Annotated in this window: 21 protein-coding genes; 14 read left to right on the top strand and 7 right to left on the bottom strand. The window is 57.4% G+C overall.

Translation table 11 applies throughout. The features are described from left to right. Window positions 1–160: 160 nt before the first annotated feature. Together K529_RS11930 and K529_RS11925 are read left to right on the top strand one after the other, a co-directional pair. Window positions 161–1,369, top strand: coding sequence for an aminopeptidase P family protein (locus K529_RS11930; protein ID WP_005630024.1), 1,209 nt, complete (start codon window positions 161–163; stop codon window positions 1,367–1,369). Window positions 1,370–1,537: 168 nt separating this feature from the next. Further along, window positions 1,538–2,179: a DUF1523 family protein gene (locus K529_RS11925; RefSeq protein ID WP_005630027.1), complete on the top strand. Its 642-nt coding sequence runs from the start codon at window positions 1,538–1,540 to the stop codon at window positions 2,177–2,179. Window positions 2,180–2,211: 32 nt separating this feature from the next. On the opposite strand, the gene K529_RS11920 is transcribed toward K529_RS11925, so the two are convergent. Then, the gene (locus K529_RS11920) at window positions 2,212–3,789 is read right to left on the bottom strand and encodes a DUF5928 domain-containing protein (protein WP_005630030.1); all 1,578 of its coding nucleotides are present in this window, start codon (window positions 3,787–3,789) and stop codon (window positions 2,212–2,214) included. A gap of 138 nt (window positions 3,790–3,927) precedes the next feature. On the opposite strand from K529_RS11920, the gene K529_RS11915 reads away from it, so the two are divergent. Beyond that, on the top strand, window positions 3,928–4,746 hold the full coding sequence (locus tag K529_RS11915; RefSeq protein WP_005630033.1) for a sulfotransferase family protein: 819 nt from the start codon (window positions 3,928–3,930) through the stop codon (window positions 4,744–4,746). A 233-nt stretch (window positions 4,747–4,979) separates the two neighbouring features. Here K529_RS11915 and ilvD read toward each other — a convergent pair whose 3' ends face one another. Both ilvD and K529_RS11905 read right to left on the bottom strand, forming a co-directional pair. Then, window positions 4,980–6,824, bottom strand: coding sequence for a dihydroxy-acid dehydratase (gene ilvD, locus K529_RS11910; protein WP_005650910.1), 1,845 nt, complete (start codon window positions 6,822–6,824; stop codon window positions 4,980–4,982). Window positions 6,825–6,961: 137 nt separating this feature from the next. Then, a complete protein-coding gene (locus tag K529_RS11905) occupies window positions 6,962–8,140 on the bottom strand; it encodes a benzoate/H(+) symporter BenE family transporter (protein WP_046002109.1) in 1,179 nt (392 codons plus the stop codon). Between the two features lie 141 nt (window positions 8,141–8,281). Here K529_RS11905 and K529_RS11900 point away from each other — a divergent pair, with 141 nt between their 5' ends. From K529_RS11900 to K529_RS11880, 5 genes are all read left to right on the top strand, one after another. After that, a complete protein-coding gene (locus K529_RS11900; RefSeq protein ID WP_005644163.1) occupies window positions 8,282–8,845 on the top strand; it encodes a helix-turn-helix domain-containing protein in 564 nt (187 codons plus the stop codon). 73 nt (window positions 8,846–8,918) lie between these two features. Continuing rightward, on the top strand, window positions 8,919–9,782 hold the full coding sequence (locus K529_RS11895) for a DMT family transporter (protein ID WP_005644166.1): 864 nt from the start codon (window positions 8,919–8,921) through the stop codon (window positions 9,780–9,782). Between the two features lie 97 nt (window positions 9,783–9,879). After that, on the top strand, window positions 9,880–10,356 hold the full coding sequence (gene smpB, locus K529_RS11890; RefSeq protein ID WP_005644169.1) for an SsrA-binding protein SmpB: 477 nt from the start codon (window positions 9,880–9,882) through the stop codon (window positions 10,354–10,356). A gap of 215 nt (window positions 10,357–10,571) precedes the next feature. Next, a complete protein-coding gene (locus K529_RS11885) occupies window positions 10,572–10,853 on the top strand; it encodes a hypothetical protein (protein WP_005644172.1) in 282 nt (93 codons plus the stop codon). Further along, window positions 10,850–11,044 (top strand): helix-turn-helix transcriptional regulator, encoded by a 195-nt coding sequence (locus tag K529_RS11880; protein ID WP_005644176.1) that lies wholly within the window; start codon window positions 10,850–10,852, stop codon window positions 11,042–11,044. Before K529_RS11885 ends, K529_RS11880 begins: the two co-directional genes overlap by 4 nt. A 70-nt stretch (window positions 11,045–11,114) precedes the next feature. Here K529_RS11880 and K529_RS11875 read toward each other — a convergent pair whose 3' ends face one another. Both K529_RS11875 and K529_RS11870 read right to left on the bottom strand, forming a co-directional pair. Then, window positions 11,115–11,705: an MlaC/ttg2D family ABC transporter substrate-binding protein gene (locus tag K529_RS11875; protein WP_005644179.1), complete on the bottom strand. Its 591-nt coding sequence runs from the start codon at window positions 11,703–11,705 to the stop codon at window positions 11,115–11,117. Between the two features lie 3 nt (window positions 11,706–11,708). Beyond that, window positions 11,709–12,470 (bottom strand): MlaA family lipoprotein, encoded by a 762-nt coding sequence (locus tag K529_RS11870; protein WP_005644183.1) that lies wholly within the window; start codon window positions 12,468–12,470, stop codon window positions 11,709–11,711. 192 nt (window positions 12,471–12,662) lie between these two features. Here K529_RS11870 and K529_RS11865 point away from each other — a divergent pair, with 192 nt between their 5' ends. The 6 genes from K529_RS11865 to K529_RS11840 all read left to right on the top strand — a co-directional run bounded on the left by K529_RS11865 (window position 12,663) and on the right by K529_RS11840 (window position 18,142). Next, the gene (locus tag K529_RS11865; protein WP_005644186.1) at window positions 12,663–14,426 is read left to right on the top strand and encodes a type I secretion system permease/ATPase; all 1,764 of its coding nucleotides are present in this window, start codon (window positions 12,663–12,665) and stop codon (window positions 14,424–14,426) included. Then, window positions 14,423–15,733: an HlyD family type I secretion periplasmic adaptor subunit gene (locus K529_RS11860; protein ID WP_005644189.1), complete on the top strand. Its 1,311-nt coding sequence runs from the start codon at window positions 14,423–14,425 to the stop codon at window positions 15,731–15,733. Before K529_RS11865 ends, K529_RS11860 begins: the two co-directional genes overlap by 4 nt. A gap of 112 nt (window positions 15,734–15,845) precedes the next feature. Then, window positions 15,846–16,307 (top strand): RidA family protein, encoded by a 462-nt coding sequence (locus tag K529_RS11855; protein ID WP_005644191.1) that lies wholly within the window; start codon window positions 15,846–15,848, stop codon window positions 16,305–16,307. 85 nt (window positions 16,308–16,392) lie between these two features. Next, window positions 16,393–16,617: a PI-PLC domain-containing protein gene (locus K529_RS11850; RefSeq protein ID WP_005644194.1), complete on the top strand. Its 225-nt coding sequence runs from the start codon at window positions 16,393–16,395 to the stop codon at window positions 16,615–16,617. A 47-nt stretch (window positions 16,618–16,664) separates the two neighbouring features. After that, window positions 16,665–17,852 carry a GNAT family N-acetyltransferase gene (locus K529_RS11845; RefSeq protein ID WP_005644197.1) on the top strand — a complete coding sequence of 396 codons (1,188 nt, stop codon included), beginning with the start codon at window positions 16,665–16,667 and terminating at the stop codon, window positions 17,850–17,852. Next, window positions 17,849–18,142 (top strand): 4a-hydroxytetrahydrobiopterin dehydratase, encoded by a 294-nt coding sequence (locus K529_RS11840; RefSeq protein ID WP_005644199.1) that lies wholly within the window; start codon window positions 17,849–17,851, stop codon window positions 18,140–18,142. Before K529_RS11845 ends, K529_RS11840 begins: the two co-directional genes overlap by 4 nt. Window positions 18,143–18,327: 185 nt before the next feature. Here the strand turns inward: K529_RS11840 and K529_RS11835 are convergent, their stop codons facing one another. Together K529_RS11835 and K529_RS11830 are read right to left on the bottom strand one after the other, a co-directional pair. Further along, window positions 18,328–19,197, bottom strand: a complete 870-nt coding sequence (locus K529_RS11835; RefSeq protein WP_005622929.1) for a CHAD domain-containing protein — start codon at window positions 19,195–19,197, stop codon at window positions 18,328–18,330. A gap of 54 nt (window positions 19,198–19,251) precedes the next feature. Then, window positions 19,252–19,737 carry a peroxiredoxin gene (locus K529_RS11830; protein ID WP_005622931.1) on the bottom strand — a complete coding sequence of 162 codons (486 nt, stop codon included), beginning with the start codon at window positions 19,735–19,737 and terminating at the stop codon, window positions 19,252–19,254. Window positions 19,738–19,787: the final 50 nt, after the last annotated feature.

Genomic DNA, 19,787 nt, shown 5'->3' with positions numbered 1-19,787 from the left:
CCGTCGTTCGGGCAGGCCAAAAAACCCTTGCCGCATCGGTGATTTCATCCCATCATCGGCGCGGAACCAGCGATGGCGTCGCGCGTGGGGTGACCACGGGTTTCACATTCCAAACAACATCCTGAACGCCGGGATCTTCTTGTCAAAAGGAGGGTCCAGCATGACTGCTCGTCCTGAAATGTATCGCTTTCACAATGGTGAGAAAGCGCCGCTGCAATTTGCCGTGGCGGAGTATGAAGCGCGTATCGCGCATCTGCGCAGTATCATGTCTGAACTGGGAGTAGAGGCTGCGGTTTTTACGTCCATGCATAATATTTCCTACTACTCGGGCTTTACCTATTGTTCCTTCGGGCGGCCCTATGGGCTGGTTGTGACGGCGGATCAGGCGGTAACCATCAGTGCCGGAATTGACGCGGGCCAACCCTGGCGGCGGTCGTTTTGCGACAACATCACCTATACTGACTGGCAGCGAGACAACTTCTGGCGCGCGATCCTGTCGGTGACGGGTGCCGCGCAAGTGGTGGGATATGAGAGTGACCATCTCACACTGCTTCAACGTGATAAGCTGGAGCACTTCCTTTCTCCCAAGCAGACTGTTGATCTCTATGAAGCCACTATGCAGCAGCGGATGCACAAGTCTCTGGCCGAGCTGGAAATCATCCGGGCCGGGGCGGCTGTTGCCGATGTGGGCGGTTTTGCCATTCGCGATGCGGTCAAAGCGGGCGTGCGCGAGATTGACGTGGCCATGGCGGGTCGGGACGCGATGGAGATGGAAATCGCCAAACGGTTTCCAGACGCCGAGTATCGCGACACATGGGTGTGGTTCCAGTCGGGTTTGAACACCGATGGCGCACATAATCCGGTGACAGCACGCCAGTTGCTGCGCGGCGATATCCTGTCGCTGAACACCTTCCCCATGATCTCTGGGTACTATACCGCGTTGGAGCGGACGATGTTTGTCCAGGAAGTCGACCCTGACAGCCTGAAGATCTGGGAAGCTAATGTCGCGGCCCATGAATATGGCATGTCACTGCTGAAGCCAGGGGCGAGCTGCGCTGAGATCACCAATTCGATCAACGGTTTCTTCGAGGAGTATGACCTCTTACAATACCGAACGTTCGGCTATGGGCATTCTTTTGGTGTTCTGTCGCATTACTACGGTCGCGAAGCTGGGCTGGAACTGCGTGAAGATATCGACACGGTACTGGAGCCCGGCATGGTGATCTCGATGGAGCCGATGTTGACAATTGCCGCAGACCAGCCCGGTGCAGGTGGCTACCGTGAGCACGACATTCTCATCATCACCGAAGATGGCAATGAGAACATCACGAAATACCCCTATGGCCCTGAATTTAACGTTGTCGGCTGACCGGCGATAAAACCCTTGACCGGCCCGCGTATGACTTGCATCCAGCGCGGGCCGGTGCGCAACTGGGGTTTCACCCACGGCACCGCGAATAATTCGCCCTATGTCATTGTTTCGGGAGGCCGGATGCCCGACATTGGATAGAGTGGCTCAGCGCGTGAAGGGGGCGAAATGGCCTATGTGAAGTGGATTTTCATTCTGATCTTCTGGCTCTTTGTCGGAGGCTTCCTGCACTACACGTTGCCACAATATGACGTGGTCCGCATCGTTAACACCTATGAAGAGCGCAAAGAGCTTGGTGATTGGACGCGGATGTTCTGGTCGACGCCGGACACTCAGAGCAGTGGCCTGTCCAATCGGGATGTTCAGTTCATTCAGGCCGTGCGCCCCAATGGCAAAGCGATCGTGTATCGCAATGAAGACACCGGCTGGAACTGGCCACCTTATTTCAAGTTCGACACTGCGAACCTCTATACTGAGGCCAATGATGCGATCTCTACCAAGGATGACCCGGAATGGGTGCGTATCATGCATTATGGCTGGCGCAGCGAGTTGCTCTCGTCCTTTCCGAACGCGGTATCCATCTCTGCTGCGGCAGGTCCGGATGACAAGCCAATCAACTGGATCTCCATCACCATACTTGTGTTGCTGGCAGCAATCTTCTGGGCCATCTTCGTGCGCCTGCGCCGTTTCAAACGCAACCGTCTGGATCCGATGTTTGAAAATGTTGAGGATGGGTTCTACGCAGCCGGAGACGCCATTGACGACCGCACGCGCGGCGTGCGGCGCTGGTTTGGGCGTAAACCAAAATAACCCCTTGGCGCTCTACCTTATGTGGTGAGTGCTCAGTCGGCAAACAGATGTGGCGTGCGCACCACCTCAAAGGCGGTGTCCATCGGCACGTCGAGAAACTGCGCAACCGCGCTTGCGTTGTCTTTTTCAAAGGCGCGCTCGGCCACCGCCCAGTGACGCTCAAACCCGGCATCACGGATCCGGTCGACCTCGTTGCTGATATCGTTGCGGATTGCGGGCAGCAGTCGCTCCAGCGTGGCTTTGGCCGCATGTTCCCCCGCGAGTCCCACCCTATGCGCGTGTCCGATCAGATAGTCATCGGCGAATTCACAATCGATCCGCAACAGGCGCGTGTGTGAGCGATCGGAGAAAAAGTCATGCATCAGATCCAGTGCGGATGGATCCAGACAGATGATCATGCGATCTGTTTCAAAGTAGTCAAACAACATGCGCACCAACGCGCGCCGATGCCGGGTGCGTTTGGCCAACGTGCGCTGGATGCCACCAAGATCAGGAAGCGGCGTGCTCTCCTCGTGAAAGAGGTACTCAATCGCTGGGGTGTTGGTGAGTTTTCGGATTTGCTCCAGCATGCGTTTGGCGACGTGCCATTTCTTGCAAGTGAGGATCAGCAATTCCCGCTCACGTCCCAAACTGCTCTCTGTTTCCCAGAACCGCGAGGCAAAGCGCTGCCCCGTGCGGCCGCGTTCTGACAGGAATTTATAGAGGTTGCGCCCCTCATTGGAGATTTTGAACTCTACATCGCGCGCGGCATAAAGGCGCCCGAGGCGGGTTTTGAGTTCTTTTGCATCCGGGCTGATCTTACGCGCGAACAGGAAATCCTGCCCCAGGAGCAGATCGTAGTGATCATTGTAGAAGGTCACCGGCATGCCGTAGTCGCTGAACATCAAAAACGTCAGCGTCCGGCATTCTATTTCGTTCTCTGGGATCAGGTGACGGACAAGGGTTTGAAAAAAAGTCTCGTCAGGGATCCACGTGGTGGAGAAAAACCGCATCACATCCCGGCGCTTACGCGTCATGGACAGAACCGCCTCAACGGTGCGACGACGCAGGCACCACCATTGACTGCCGATCTGAACCTGAATGTCATGGGGAACATCGCGCGTCAGGTTCAGCTTCTTTTGCAGCTCATAGGATGCATAAAACAGTTGTTTTTGCGTGCGCTCGTTGAAGTAATGGCGATAGATCAGCCGGTCGTCTTTCATACCGGTCTTGATCCAGTCGCTTTCAAAGAAATCAAAGCTCTCGATGAAGTCCTTGTCATGTTGGTCAAGAAACGCACGCGCATATTCGGCGGTCTTGATGGCCATGCAGTCACCGGACAACATGTAAAAATGTGTCGCACGCGGAAATTCGTCCACTGCCGCCTGCAATGCGTTGAGCGTGGCGCGCACCAGTGACCATTCCCCCCACCCACATTTCACCCGACGCTTTGCGAAGGTCACATTGGGATTGTCACAAAGCGCAGCACGTATGGTGCGGAAATCGCGTGCTTTGGCGCGGGCATCAAAGTGGATCGCCATGAAATCGCCGGTCGCAGTCAGCCGGTTGGCCTGCTGAATGATGGCCTCCGGATCCTTGTGGCAGAGCAGAATATAGGCGATTTTTGCCATAGTTGGGATGCAATAGCCTGTTTTATCGAACTGTTTCCTTGATAAAGTGGAACTAGGACTGAATAAACCAGATTGTTCTGCATTTACGAACAGATCGGGCATTCTTGCCCCAAGAGAGACGCAGGGGACGTTTAAGAGATGGGATTTCCGGGCACTTGGATGACCGAGAGCGAGAGCGTGGTGTACCGCGTGGTGCCAAAATGCGCGTGCTCCACCATCGGCCAGATCATGTTCTATTCAGACCACGGGCGCTTTTTTGATGGCGATATCCACGACTCGACTGCCGGGTTGCACAAGTGGGCGCAAGAGGAAAGCAAACCTCTGATCCAGTCTAATGTGACATCTCACAGCGCCTATGCCTTCACCTGCGTGCGCAACCCCTACACGCGGATACTCAGTTCGTTTTTTGACAAGATTTGCGGAATCCAACGGAATGGGCGGCGCTATCGCGGTAATTTGGTGCCCCAGCTGGTCTATGAATACGGGATCGAGGTGGGTGGCGAAGATGGCAAGCAAGAGTTTGACCAAATCAAGAGCTTTCGGCGTTTCCTGCTTTTTGCACGCGATACCATCCGCTGGCGCCGACCGATGGATCCGGACATCCACTGGTCCGCGGCGTCGGGTCATGTGTCGACGTTCATTGTGAACGGCGGGCGCTACGACAAGGTGGTGTGGACAGAGAAATTCAATGACGGCATGCAGGATGTGCTCGATGCGATTGAGACGCCGCATAAGGTAGATCTGGCGTCGATCCCGCGTTTTAATGAGAGTGAGGGTCACGGCCCAAAACGAGCGCATCCGGTCGAGGACTACTTCGACGATCTGTCGATGCATCTGGTTTATGAGATCTACAAACGTGACTTTGAGGTTTTCAAATATGATTTTGAGAACCCAGCCAATAAAATGCCCATCGGTGAGATCGACCTTGATGAGCTGCACGCCAAATTGGGCGATTGATTAAAGTCTCAGAGGCGGGTGTGCTCCCGCCTGTCCTGCGATCATTGAAATGATCTGGTCCCGTTGGGCCCGGCGCCGGGCTGACGCCCGGCGTGCGCTTTGTGGCAACGTGACGCTTTCGCAGAACAAGCGGGGTGTTGATCTCGCACCGGCAGCGCAGGGAGGCAGCCCAGATCAATAAGGCCCCTACGCGGAGATCGCGAGGGGCCTTTTGTGTAGCATCAAAGGGGCGCTTACTCGTCTTCGGGCACCTGGCGTACCGCACCTTTGGCGGCCGAGGTGGCGAGCATCGCATAGGCTTTGAGCGCCGTGGAGACCTTACGCTTGCGCTTTGCTGCGGGCCTCCAGCCTTTTTCATCCTGCGCGGCACGGCGCGCGGCCAGAGTAGCCTCATCCACCGCCAGATGGATCGAACGGTTGGGGATGTCGATTTCAATGGTGTCGCCATGCTCGACCAGACCGATGGTGCCGCCTTCGGCAGCTTCTGGCGAGACATGTCCGATCGAGAGACCGGAGGTGCCGCCGGAGAAGCGCCCATCCGTGAGCAAGGCGCATTCTTTGCCGAGCCCTTTGGATTTCAGATAGGACGTCGGGTAGAGCATTTCCTGCATGCCCGGCCCGCCGCGGGGCCCCTCGTAGCGGATCACCACTACGTCGCCCGCGCTGACCTTGCCGGTCAGGATGTCATTAACCGCCTGATCCTGGCTCTCGCAGACATAGGCGGTGCCGGTGAATTTCAGGATTGAAGCATCCACACCGGCGGTTTTCACGATACAGCCATCCAGCGCGATGTTGCCGAACAGCACGGCAAGACCACCGTCCTGACTGAAGGCATGTTCTTTGGCGCGGATGACGCCGCCTTTCCGGTCGGTGTCGAGGTCCTTGAACCGATTGGCCTGACTGAAGGCTTGTGTGGTGCGCACACCACCGGGGGCGGCCTTGAATAGCTCTTCGGCCTCCGGGTTGTTGGCGACGGCAATGTCCCATTTGGCGATGGCGCTGCCCATGGTCGGGCTGTGCACGGTCGAGACGTCGTTATGCAGCAAATCTGCGCGGCTCAATTCGCCAAGGATCGAGAAGATCCCACCGGCGCGGTGAACGTCCTCCATATGGACGTTCTCAATATTGGGCGCGACCTTGCACAGGCACGGCACCTTGCGGCTGAGGCGGTCGATGTCCTGCATTGTGAAGTCCACCTTGCCCTCGTGTGCAATTGCGAGGAGGTGCAATACGGTATTGGTGGAACCACCCATGGCGATATCGAGGCTCATGGCGTTCTCGAAGGCCTTAAAGGTCGCGATTTCACGTGGCAGCAAGCCCTTCTCGTCCTGCTCGTAGTGGCGTTTGGTGATCTCGACGATCTTGCGCCCGGCCTCAAGGAACAGATTCTTCCGGTCCGCGTGAGTTGCCAGTGTGGAGCCATTGCCCGGCAGCGCCAGACCCAGCGCCTCAGCCAGGCAGTTCATTGAGTTCGCGGTAAACATGCCCGAGCAGGAGCCGCAGGTGGGGCAGGCGTTTTCCTCGATATGCAGCACCTCTTCGTCGGTGAGCTTGTCGCTGGCGGCGGCCACCATCGCATCGACGAGGTCGACTTTTTTCGCATCAAGGGATTCGATGTCGATCTTGCCCGCTTCCATCGGGCCACCGGAGACGAAGATCACCGGAATGTTGAGGCGCATAGCCGCCATCATCATGCCCGGCGTGATCTTGTCGCAGTTGGAGATGCAGACCATGGCGTCGGCGCAATGGGCGTTGACCATATACTCCACGCTGTCGGCAATCACCTCGCGAGAGGGCAGCGAGTAGAGCATCCCATCGTGGCCCATGGCGATGCCGTCATCGACCGCGATGGTGTTGAATTCTTTGGCCACACCGCCTGCGGCTTCGACCTCGTGGGCGACCATCTGGCCGAGATCCTTGAGGTGGACGTGGCCGGGCACAAACTGGGTGAAGGAGTTCACGATCGCGATGATCGGCTTGCCAAAGTCGCTTTCGGTCATGCCGGTGGCGCGCCAGAGGCCGCGTGCGCCCGCCATATTGCGACCGTGGGTGGAGGTTCTTGATCGGTACATCGGCATAATGCTGGTTCCCTATATTTTTGCCCACAGGGACACTATTCGCGCAGTAAAGGCAACATGTCGGGGCGGGTTGTGGTCACGAAATTGCTCTTGGGGCCGGGATTTCGTGGATTTGCGAAAGATGGTAAGGGTGCGGCTCAGGCGCGTACGGGGTGAGGTTTCGATGGATTGAACAGGTGATTCACCGCAAGCCCCATCAGCAAGGCCCAGAACGGAGCACCAATTCCAAAGAAGCTGACACCCGAGACGGTCATCATGAAGGTGATCAGAGCCGCCTCACGTCCCCGGCTGTCTGACAGCGCAGCGGAGAGGCTGTTGCCGATGGTGGACAAGAGAGCTAGCCCCGCCACTGCGGCGATCAACGCTTTGGGCGCAATCAGGAACAGGCTGATGACCGTCGCGCCGCCGAGACCCACGAGGCAGTATAGCACACCCGCAACCGCGCTGGAGAGATAGCGGCTCTTGGGGTCGTCATCCGCCTCCGGCCCGGCACAGATCGCGGCGGTGATGGCGGCGAGATTGAAAGCAAAGCCGCCAAAGGGTGCAAGGATCAGCGAGGCCAGCCCGGTGACGGTCAGACTGGCGGACACCGGCGGCGTGTAGCCTGCGCCGCGCAAGGTTACCACGCCGGGCATGTTCTGCGAGCACATAGTGACGATATAGAGGGGCATCCCGACGCCGATAAGAACAGGGAACGAGACCGTGGGTGCGACGAATTCCGGCATGCTGATGCTGAGGTCAAGGGCCTCCAGATCGCCAAACGACCCCGCAAAACCGGCCCAGAGGCAGCCAGCCACCAGCACGGCAGGAATGGTGTAGCGGGGAAACATGACCCGGCCAGCGAGGAAGGTGACCCCCATGATGCCCACCAGAGCCGCATCATCGCCGAGCGCAGCAAAGGCCGAAAGCCCAAATTGGAACAGGATCCCGGCCAGAAGGGCATTGGCCAGCGCGTCCGGTATCAGCCGAGCCAGGCGCTCGAACCAACCGGTGAGGCCAGTGAGTGTCAGCAACGCGCCGCAAAACAAAAACGCCCCCACCGCTTCGGAGATCGGAACGCCGTTTAAGCCAGTGGCCAAGAGAGCTGCACCGGGTGTCGACCAGGCGGTGAGGATCGGCATCCGAAACCACAGCGACAGGATCAGACTGGTCAGCCCCATTCCGATCCCCAGTACCACCAGCCAGCTGTTGGCTTGTGCCTGTGTCGCGCCCACCGCCTCGATGGCCTGAAAGATGATCGCGACGGAACTCGTATAGCCCACTAGCACCACAATCGCTCCCGCAGCGAGATGGGAGAGTTTTAATCTGCTCAGCATGCGGGTTTTCCTCGGGCGGTGGCTGGGGTAGGTGTTGTGCGTTATAGCGCACATTACAATTCGTGCGCTATAACGCACAAGTCTTTTTTGGAGTAGCTTTCGAGCGGTGGAATCTTGGCCACTCGAACCAGAGGGAGTGGCATGAGCGACGAAAGCATCACGTTGAACTTGCGGGACATTCGCGCATCTGCGGGGTTGAGCCTGTCACGTGCCGCCGAGATCACCGGCGTCAGCAAGGCCATGTTGGGGCAGATCGAGCGTGGCGAATCAAGTCCGACGATTGCCACGCTCTGGAAGATCGCCAAAGGATTTCACCTGCCACTGACGGCACTGATCGAAGAGAGTACGCGCCCCTCGGGGATGAGCGGCGAGGTCTATCGCACGGTACAATTTCCCGGCAGTATCTCGGTCAAGATCGTCTTTCCCTTTGATCCGCAGTTAGGGGCGGAGACGTTTCACGTCAGCCTGAAACCCGGCCAAAGCCATGAATCGCAGCCCCACGACAGCGGCGTCACCGAAGAGGTCTTTGTGCTGGAGGGCAGGATGGAGGTGCTGCGGGGTGGCGATTGGGTCGCGTTGGAGCCGGGGCAGGGGCTGAGATTCGACGCCGACCAGCCGCACGGGTACCGCAGCCTTGAAACCGGTGCGGCCTTCCTGAACATGCATCACTATCGAAACGCGGGTCTGTTCCGCGCGGCAGATTGACGCCGCGGGCTTGTTCTTTGCCTGCTCCAGCGCGTACCACTGTTGATAAGGTCATTCAATTTCGGGATTTTTTATGGATCGGGACACCCTGCGTGGCAGCCTTTTAATGGCGCTGGCGATGGCTGCTTTTGCGGTCGAGGATATGATCATCAAATCGGTAGCGGGCGCGATGCCAACGGGGCAGGTGCTGATCTTCTTTGGCCTCGGTGGCATGGCGATCTTTGCCGTGCTGGCGCGTGCGCAAGGTTCCACCCTCTGGCACCCGGGGTTTTGCACGCGCCCGCTGTTGTGGCGCTGTGTGGCTGAGGTTTCGGGGCGGCTGTTTTTTACGCTGGCGATCGTGCTCGCGCCGTTGTCGTTGGCCTCGGCCATTTTGCAGGCCACGCCACTTGTGGTCACTGCCGGCGCGGTTGTCTTCTTTGGCGAGACGGTGGGCTGGCGGCGCTGGCTTGCGATCTGTCTTGGATTTGTCGGTGTATTGATGATTTTGCGTCCGGGAATGAGCGGCTTTGAAGCGACGTCACTGTTGGCGGTCGCAGGCATGCTTGGCTTTGCTGGGCGTGATTTGGCGACACGCGCAGCGCCCAAGACCATGAGCAATGCACAACTGGGCATTTTTGGCTTTGCGATGCTGGTGATTGCAGGGGCAATCCTGTTGATCTGGACCGGTGGTGCGGTCTGGCCCACTGCGGGGCAGGGCAGCGCGCTTGCTGCGGCGGTGATTGTGGGCGTGTTGGCCTATATGGCGCTCACTGGCGCGATGCGGACGGGGGAAATTTCCGTCGTGGCTCCGTTTCGTTACACACGTCTGGTGTTTGCCATGGCGCTGGGCGTCATGGTGTTTGGCGAACGCCCGGATCTGATGACAATCCTCGGATCTGTCGTGGTGGTCGCCAGTGGCATTTTCACGCTGCTAAGAAGCCAGAAGACCGCATGAGAACGGCGTTTAAATCTGGCGTTTGCAGCACAGGTTGTCTGCTTTGTGCGTCAGGTGATCTTGCACGTGGATGCAGGGCGACTTACATCTGCGCCCCATGGCTCAACAAAAGACAGACCCGAACTACAAAGTCATAGCTGAAAACCGCCGCGCGCGGTTCGACTATGCAATCGAGCAGGATCTCGAATGCGGCATCGTGCTCGAAGGGTCCGAGGTCAAATCCCTGCGTGCAGGTGGCTCCAATATCGCGGAGTCCTATGCTGCGGTAGAGGAGGGAGAGCTTTGGCTCGTGAACTCCTACATTGCGCCCTACGAGCAGGCTAAAGTCTTTAAGCATGACGAACGCCGTCGCCGTAAGCTATTGGTGTCGCGCAAGGAAATGGCCAACCTGTGGAATGCGACGCAGCGCAAAGGCATGACGCTTGTGCCGCTGGTTCTGTATTTCAACCATCGCGGCATGGCGAAAATCAAGATCGGCATCGCCAAAGGTAAGAAGAATCACGACAAACGCGAGGCGCAAGCCAAGCGAGATTGGTCACGGCAAAAGCAGCGTTTGCTAAAAGACCACGGCTGACCCCTATATACTCACTTCGCACGCTCGCCACATCGGCGGGCGTTTTGTTTGGTGGGGGCATGTAAAGCGTGCTTTACATTGCTTGGCGCCTCACCTCATGTAAAGGGTGTTTTACATGAGGTGAGATATGCTCAAATATGTTTCTCTGCTCTGTCTAGGATTGATCGCCTATGCAGGGGTTTTAGTGGCAGCGCAGCTGCGTCTGGCGCAGGGCATTGATCGGCGCGATCGAGGTTCTGCTGTCTGTGCTTCCAATGCTGCCTGCGCTCTTTATTTGTGGGGTGGTGGTGACAGGTATCCGCGACATGGATGAGCTGCAGCGCAAAGTGCAGTTTGAGGCTCTGGCCCTCGCATTTGCGGGCACCGCGCTGATCACGTTTACCTATGGATTTCTTGAGGGCGCCGGGTTTCCAAAGCTCTCAATGTTCGTAGTCTGGCCGCTGATGGCCGGGCTTTGGGTTGTCGGCGTCATGATGGGGCGATTGCGGTACGGATGAAAAACAACATCCAAGAGTTGCGCCAAATAGCGGGTTGGTCGCAAGCGGAGCTGGCCAAGCGGCTGAATGTGTCGCGCCAGACCGTGAATGCGTTAGAGCGCGGACGCTATGACCCCAGCCTGCCGCTTGCCTTTGCCATTGCGCAGTTGTTTGAGCGTCAAATTGAGCAGGTTTTTCAGCCAGATACATAACTCACAATAAAAAAACGCCCCGGAGAAGAAGATGTCTTTCTTCCGGGGCGTTTCCAATGATTTGTGATGTTCAGCTGAGCTTTTTCAGGTCCGCAATCATCTTGTCGATATCCCCACCGTTGCGGTCGATCATCGCGCCAATTTCGGTGCGTTCGGTCAACAGAAGATTCACGCCTTCGATAAACATATTGAAAAACAGATCTCTGCCGGAGCGGTCCGAGACGTGGAACGTAACCTCGAACGGGGATTGCCCACGCAGGTAGGCCACGCAGGAAACCTCGTACCACTTTTTGACTTTCTTGACGCCAGTGACCTCAAGGCGGCCACCGATGAACTCCCGAAAGCGGCTGCCGTATTTGCGAGCAATGTACCCCTGAAACGCATCGGAGAAGGCACGTTTTTGCGCGCTAGAGGCACGCCGTGCGTCCACTCCCATCGCGTAGGCCGCGATATAGGAGGTATCGCTGTAGCGCTGGAAGATACGCTCAAAGTCGCCATACATGGAGCGCTCCGACTTGCCGGAGGCGATCACTTTGTTGATGTCGGCAACGAGATTGTTGATCAGAGCCGATGCAGAGCTTTCATTCAGAGCGAAGGCAGGCAAAGCGGCGACGGATGCGCCAATCGCACCAAGCGAAGCGAGGAATTTACGGCGAATCATGGTTTAGAACCCTCCGGTGTCTAGTTCGAACGGATCGATCTCGGAATTGACGTCTTCCTGCCCCAGCTCGAACCGGCGGTTTTGCAGATAGATCTGTCGGCCCTGCGCATAGCTGTCTGCGCTCTCGTAGAGAATCGAATCGATCGTGTCGGAATATGTACCGCGATTGCCAAGCTGATCCACGATCTCAGCTGGGATCTGTAGGTCTTCGGCGGGATTGTTCTCAAACTGGCTAAGCGGGTTGGTGAAAAAGTCCACAACAATGCCGACCGCATCGCGCGTGGTGGAGGGGCCGTAGGCAGGCAGTTCTACATAGGCCCCTTCGCCGGCACCCCAAACATGCAAGGTCTCGCCAAAGTCAGTGCGTGCTTCTGGCATTTTGAAATCTGACGCCGGATCACCAAGGCCACCGATCCCGAGCACGGTGTTTATCGCAAAGCGTCCCAAGGCCTGCCCTGCGCCCTTTATATTGCCTTGCAGCAAGTAGTTGACGGCATCTCCCGGTTTGGAGAGGTTCTCGGCAAAATTGCCAAATGCAGTGACCATATCGGGCGGAACGACCGCTACATACCCTTTGGACGCGGGGCGGAACGCATAGCGGTCCAACCCTTTGTTGAACTGATGAATGGATCGGTTGGTTTTCTCATAGGGATCGAAGATCTCTCCGGCAGCCTTTGCTGCAGGGTCCTGTGTTGCACAGGCCGAGGTCAGGACCGCCACAGAGAGGGTCATCGCGATCACGGGTTTTTTCAACAGGGCAATCATGTCTACCAATTCAGTTCTAACTGGCGCCGGGGGTCACGCTTCCTAGGGTCACTTAGCAATCTCTGTGACACTTCCCAGCCCGCATCACAGCAAAGCCAGATAATGTGACAGATATAGAACAGATTCCAGACACTCTTTGAAAAGAGTTTCCAGACTTTATAAGGGAGCACAGGCGCGCTCTACTGGGACGATATGAACAATAAATTTACAAACGCGGGACGAGAAGAGCTTTTGGCAGTACGTCGCCAGAGCCGCAGTCTCTACTGGACGGTCGCGCTGTTTAGCGCATTTGTGAACATACTGATGCTCACCGGGCCGCTCTACATGATGCAAGTCTATGACCGGGTGCTAGGCAGTCGGTCAGAGGCCACATTGCTGGCGCTCTCGCTCTTGGTGATTTTTCTCTACGGGATGATGGGGCTTTTGGATGCGGTGCGTGGGCGCATCATGCGCCGGGTCGCTGCGCGCTTTCAGTCTGCCTTGGATCGACGGGTTTTTGACGCCATGATCCGCCGCTCCGCAGTCGCGAATGATCCAGAAGCGCAAACCGGGTTAAACGACTTGGAGAGCGTCCAGAAGCTGATTGCGTCTCCGGGTGTAATGGCTGCGTTTGACTTGCCGTGGACACCGATTTTTCTTGCCGGGATTGCCCTCTTCCACCCTTGGCTCGGCTGGCTCGCGATTGGTGGCGGAAGCGTATTGATCGCGATTGCACTTCTCAACCAGTTGCTGAGCACTGCACCCAGTAAGGCGGCCATGATGAGCAGTCATCAGGCGATGTTGCAGTCCGAGGAAATCCGCACCGAGGCCGAGATGATCCAAGCCATGGGAATGCGTGAAGCTGCGTTTCAGCGCTGGCGGCAGGCACGGGGCAAGGCGCTTGCAGACAATATGGTTGCCTCAGATGTCACCGGAACCTTTAGTGCGGTCACCAAAACGCTGCGCCTGTTTCTGCAATCGGCCATGCTGGGCCTAGGGGCCTACTTGACGCTTGAGGGCGAAGTAAGTGCTGGTGCCATGATTGCAGGTTCAATTCTCTTAGGGCGCGCGCTTTCACCTATTGAGGTCGGTTTGGGCCAATGGCCGTTGGTTCAACGCGCGCGCAAGGGCTGGCAGAACCTTGAAACGCTATTGACCAAAACCCCGCCAGAGCCTGAGCGCACCTCTTTGCCGAAACCACGTGCAATACTGGATGTGGAAGCCATCGCAGCCACTGCACCGGGTGAAAACCGTCCTGTGCTGCGCAATGTGACTTTTCGGGTTGAGCCGGGCGAGGCCGTCGGCGTGATTGGCCCGTCGGGTTCAGGAAAGTCGACCCTTGCGCGTGTTCTGACAGGTGCGTGGCGGGCTGCGGCTGGCACCGTGCGCCTTGATGGGGCGTCTTTGTCGCAATATGACCCGGCGGTGCTTGGGCATCATATCGGTTACCTGCCTCAACGGGTTGAGCTGTTTGACGGCACCATCGCACAGAACATCGCGCGCTTGGCCTCCGCACCGGATGCCGACGCGGTCGTGGAAGCTGCAAAAGCGGCTGCGGCTCATGATATGATCGTTAAACTACCCGAGGGTTACGACACGCCTGTGCGCTCTGGGGGCGGGCGGCTCTCGGGGGGGCAGATGCAGCGTATCGGGCTTGCCCGTGCTCTTTATGGTGACCCGGTCATCCTGATCCTTGATGAGCCGAATTCCAATCTCGATAACGACGGCTCCGTGGCGCTGAACAATGCGATCAAGCGCCTAAAATCGCAGGGAAAATCCGTGTTGATTATGGCCCACCGACCGGCTGCCATTCAGGAATGCGATAAGATCTTAGTTATCGAACAGGGAAAGATGGCGGCCTTTGGACCCAAGGATGAGGTGCTTCGCAAAATGGTGGCCAATCACCGCGACATCCAGCAGGCGGGCGGCCCACGTTCTGCGCGAGGCGCACCGGTGGTGAAGGGAAACACGCCATGAGCCAGCCGCAAAACAACACGTGGTCCGTGCGCGGCACGCTTATCGTCGGCGTGCTTGGCATTCTCGTTCTGCTCGGTGGATTTGGGTCATGGGCCGTTCTTTCCAATATTGCAGGTGCGGTCGTCGCCTCTGGTCAGATTGAGGTCGATCGCAACCGACAAGTGGTTCAACACATCGATGGCGGTGTGGTTGAGGAAATCCTTGTGGATGAAGGTGATCTGGTCACGGCCGGTCAAACCCTGTTGCGGTTGGATGCGGTGGACTTGCGTTCACAGCTGACGATCACCGAGGGGCAGCTTTTTGAAATGATGGCCCGGCGCGGCAGACTCGAAGCGGAGCGCGATGAGGTCGATACCATCAGTTTTGACGCCGAGTTGCTGGATCTTGCCCGCCAACGCCCTGAGGTCGCTGAATTGGTGGAGGGTCAGGATCGCTTGTTTCGTGCCCGCCGCGAGTCGGTACGCCGCGAAGTGGAGCAGCTGGAAAAGCGCGCGGTTCAGATCGAAGATCAGATCAAAGGTGTCCTGGCGCAACAAGAAGCCACGCGCGAACAGTTGCTTTTGATCGATGAGGAATTGACCAATCAGCAATCCCTGCTGGACCGCGGTCTGGCACAGGCTTCTGTGGTTTTGAATCTGCGGCGCAATCAGGCCAACCTGCAAGGCACGCTTGGCGAGTTGATTGCAACAGAAGCGCAGGCCCGAGGACGGATTACCGAACTGGAGATTGAGACACTCAAACTCAGCACGCAACGCCGCGAAGAGGCGATCACGCGTCTGCGGGATTTGCGGTACAAAGAGCTGGAGTTGATCGAAAAACGCCGGTCACTGATTGACCGCTTGGGGCGACTGGACATCACGGCACCTGTCTCTGGCGTCGTCTATGGCATGAGTGTCCGCACACCACGCTCGGTGATCCGGCCCGCCGATCCGGTGCTTTATCTGGTCCCACAGGATCGACCATTGGTTATTGCTGCGCGGGTTGCCCCGACAGATATCGATCAGATTCATGTCGGGCAGGCGGTTTCAATCCGACTGCCCGCTTTGGATCAGCGCCAGACGCCGGAACTTTTTGGGACGGTCACGTTATTTTCTGCGGACTCCTTTCGCGATGAGGGGACAGGTGTTTCCTACTATCGTGCGGAGATTGAGCTGAACGAGGGCGAAATGGAACGACTGCCGCAGGGCACGGTCCTTATACCGGGCATGCCGGTGGACAGTTTCATTCGTACGGCTGATCGCTCGCCACTCGCCTATCTGGTGAAGCCGCTGGCTGACTACTTTGTGAAGGCATTCCGTGAAAGTTGACCAGGGGTGATCAAAGGCACCCAAAGGGGTCGCATTTGCCTCTTTTCCGGCGGGGGCTTCCCCTGTAGCGTCCGCCACAACAACAGACGGATACTCACACAGGAGCCCTCCCATGAGCATTGATGCGAAACTGCAGTCCCTTGGCCTCACCTTGCCTGATGCCCCGGCTCCGGCGGCGAACTACGTGCCCTTCGTGGTGTCTGGCAATATGGTCTATGTGTCCGGTCAAATTTCGGCTGATGAGAACGGCCTGATCACTGGCTGTGTTGGCGACGATCTTGATATGGAAGCGGGGCAGGCGGCTGCAAAACGTTGTGCCCTGTCGCTGTTGGCGCAGGTTAAAGCCGCCTGTGGTGGTGATCTCAGTAAGCTCAGACGTGTGGTCAAACTGGGGGCCTTTGTGAACTCCACCGCCGACTTCACCCAGCAGCCGCAGGTGGTGAATGGGGCTTCTGATCTTCTCGTCGAAATTCTGGGTGATGCGGGTCGTCATGCTCGCTCCGCCGTGAGTTCACCGTCACTGCCGCTTGGTGTTGCGGTCGAGATTGACGGCGTCTTTGAGATCGAAGGCTAACATTCGTTATGTTAGGCCCGCGCCTGCCCGCGGCATTCTTGCAGCGCCCGATCACGCATCGCGCGCTGCATGGTTTGCGCGAAAAATGTCCCGAGAACTGCCGCGCGACATCCCAGATTTTGAACGTATGGGCGCCAGCTTCATCAGTCACGAGGCCAGTGACGTGACGCGAGACCGCGTTCAGTCTCTTCGACACGATGGGGTGCCGGTTCGCAGCTGGAACTCGCGCTCGCCTGAGCAAGAAGCTGAGGTTGCAGCTCTGGTTGATAACGTGACCTTTGAAAATTATCTTTCTGCCTTCGGTGCTTGATCAGATGAAACCTGCGCCCAAATAGAACTTAGGCGACGAGGGGTGGCATGGATCAGGCGCAAATCGAAATCCAAGTGTTCAGCAGCATGTCGCAAATCGCGGCATCGGATTGGGACGCCTGCGCCTGCCCCGAGGCATCAGACGGCGCGCGACCGCTCGATCCTTTTACGACTCATCGCTTCCTGCATGCTCTTGAGACAAGCGGGTCTGTAGGGCGCGGCACTGGCTGGCAGCCTCAGTATCTAACCTGCCATCTGGACGGGCAGTTGATTGCCTGCGCGCCGCTTTATGTCAAAGGGCACAGTCAGGGCGAATATATCTTCGACCATAACTGGGCCCATGCCTACGAGCAGGCGGGAGGGCGCTATTATCCGAAATTGCAGATCGCGGTGCCCTTTACACCTGCAACCGGGCGGCGGTTCCTTGTGCGCCCCGGCTATGAGGAAATCGGCGTCTCGGGATTGATTCAGGGCGCGGTGCAGCTGGCGTCCGACAACCATATCTCTTCTCTACATGTCACGTTTTGTACCAAAGCTGAGGCAGAGATCGGGAAACAGATCGGGTTGATGCCGCGTTACACCCAGCAGTTTCAATGGTTGAACGATGGCTATGAAGGATTTGAATTTTTTTTGTCAGCGCTCTCATCGCGCAAGCGTAAGAATATCCGCAAGGAACGAAAGCAGGCTCAAGAGTTTGGTGGTACAATCGAAACTTATACCGGTGCGGATTTGCGCCCGGAACATTGGGATGCGTTCTGGACGTTTTATCAGGACACCGGCAGCCGCAAATGGGGCTCACCCTATCTGACGCGAGCATTTTTCGACATCGCGCATGACACCATGGCGGATGATATGGCGTTGGTTCTGGCAGAACGTGATGGTGTACCGGTTGCGGGTGCATTGAACTTTATCGGCGCAAAGACACTGTATGGCCGCTACTGGGGCTGCACAGAGCATCACCCCTGCCTGCATTTCGAACTGTGCTACTATCAGGCCATCGACCTTGCCATCGAGATGGGGCTTGAGCGCGTCGAGGCCGGGGCGCAGGGCGAGCACAAATTGGCGCGCGGCTATTTGCCAACAGAAACGTATAGTTTGCATTGGGTGGCTGATCCCGGCTTTCGCGCCGCAATCGAACAATATCTGGATGCGGAACGTGCAGCAGTGGATGAGGGGATCGAAATCCTCACCAGTTACGGCCCGTTCAAAAAGACTGAAGTGGAGGAACAGGAATGACCGAAAAACTCTCCGAGGAAACCCGCGGGCCTTTGTTGAAACCTTTGTTCGACACCGGGTGGGAACTGGTCGAAGGCCGAGATGCAATCCGCAAGACTTTCAAGTTTGGGGATTTTGTCGAGGCCTTCGCTTTTATGACAAAAGCGGCAATCTGGGCAGAGAAATGGAATCACCATCCTGAGTGGAGCAATGTCTACAATAAGGTGACGGTCCTGCTTACGACCCATGATGTCGAGGGTCTAAGCGCGCTGGATGCGAAGCTTGCCCGAAAAATGGACGGATTGATCTAAGCGGAATTGTAATGAGGTTTTGCGCTGCGCATGGCGCATCGCGAGGGGGCGGGGGCCGCGCCTTTGGCGCGGCCCCCGCCCGGCCCAACGCTTTTGGGGCAGCCTTTGGCTGTTCCTGAAAGGGGCGGGAGCGCAGCCGTTCTGGTCGAAACATCGGCATGCGCACGGTGCTGGGGGGCTAGCTGTTAATGCAGTGGCAAGCCGACCGTGGCGCGCCACAACTTTTGCAAACGCTTGTGATCGAGCCCTACCGCGGCTTCCTTGGCTTTGATCAGTTCTTGCGCAATATGACGCTCGGCAGAGCCTTCTTTCATGTCTTGCATCAGGTCTTCGAGCCGATCCCGCACCGCACTTGCGTCCCGTGCTGCGACCATGGAATCCAGAAGCTTTTTCAATTGCTTGAGAAAGGCTTTGGTCTTTTTAGACGCAAACATAGACTGGGTGAATTCGGCTGTTGCGCGCAGTTTACGCAGGCTTTTGCGGAAGCTGTCGCGCGCTTGGCTGTCCAGCCGCTTCAGTGTCTCGCCATGTTTAAGCGCCTGATTGAGCCTGAGTTCCAGCGTTTCAATGCACAGGCTTTCCAGCTTTTCACGGCTCTGTGCAGCCGGGCGCCAGAAATCCGGTTCGCTAATCTCACGTCCGCGCGCCATCAGGTCACTGACCCGTTCACCGTCTAGCAGCGCCCGCAACTGGGTGCGTTCGCTCTTGATGCGGGCAAGCACGCGTTCCTCAAGCGCCCGCAGCGCATCATTCTCAGGCAAGGCTACCCGGGCGGGCGTTAGAGTGTCCTGCCAAAGCAGGTAGAAATCCCGAAGTCGCGTGACCTCAACGGCCAGCCAGCGTGCCTCGTCCAACAGTGCCTTGTTGTGATCTGGCGGCAGCATTGGTCGAAACAATGTCAACCCGCTGCGCAGCCGCCTGAGCGCCACGCGCAACGCCTGCGCACTGTCAAAGGAATCATCCCGCGCCACAAAGGCGCGAGCGGCATCGATTTCGTCCATGACCTCCGCCATGATGAGGGCGGGGTGGTTCGCAGAGTGGTGCGCGTCAGTCATTCGTCTTCGTTCAAAGCCTTAGCTAAGCTGGCGTGTCCGGGATTTGCAGCAATATTACAACGCATCAAGCAGCGCTTCGCCAGCAGACACTTCACAAGTGCCCGGACTTTCCTCGAGGTGCAGGATTTTTACCTCACCATCCTCTACGATCATCGCATAGCGCTTGGAGCGGCCAATCAAGCCAGCTGGAGGGGCATCGAACCGCATTCCGATCGCGTCGGTAAAGGCGCATTCTGCATCGGCGAGCATTGAAATACCGGCCTCTGCCGCCCCGGTCGCCTCACCCCAGGCTTTCATAACGAAGGGATCGTTGCCAGAAACGCAAATGATTTCATCGACACCCTTGGCTGCGAATTGATCCTTGGTGCGAATGAAACTTGGTACATGTGCAGAGTGACACGTGGGTGTGAACGCCCCCGGGACTGCAAAGATCGCCAGTTTTCGTCCTTGAGCGAGGTCCGAAATTGCGACCTGTTCCGGGCCATTTTCGCCGATCCGGGTCAGGGTGGCAGCGGGCAGCTTGTCTCCAACAGAAATCATCTGGTCAATCCTTTGTGGTTTTCATGAGTGCCACCACGGGTTTGGGCAAT

The sequence above is a fragment of the Tritonibacter mobilis F1926 genome (assembly GCF_000376545.2).
Lineage (GTDB): Bacteria > Pseudomonadota > Alphaproteobacteria > Rhodobacterales > Rhodobacteraceae > Epibacterium > Epibacterium mobile.
The sequence above is the reverse complement of the archived record's forward strand: the minus strand, read 5'-3'. Positions and strand labels throughout refer to the sequence as shown.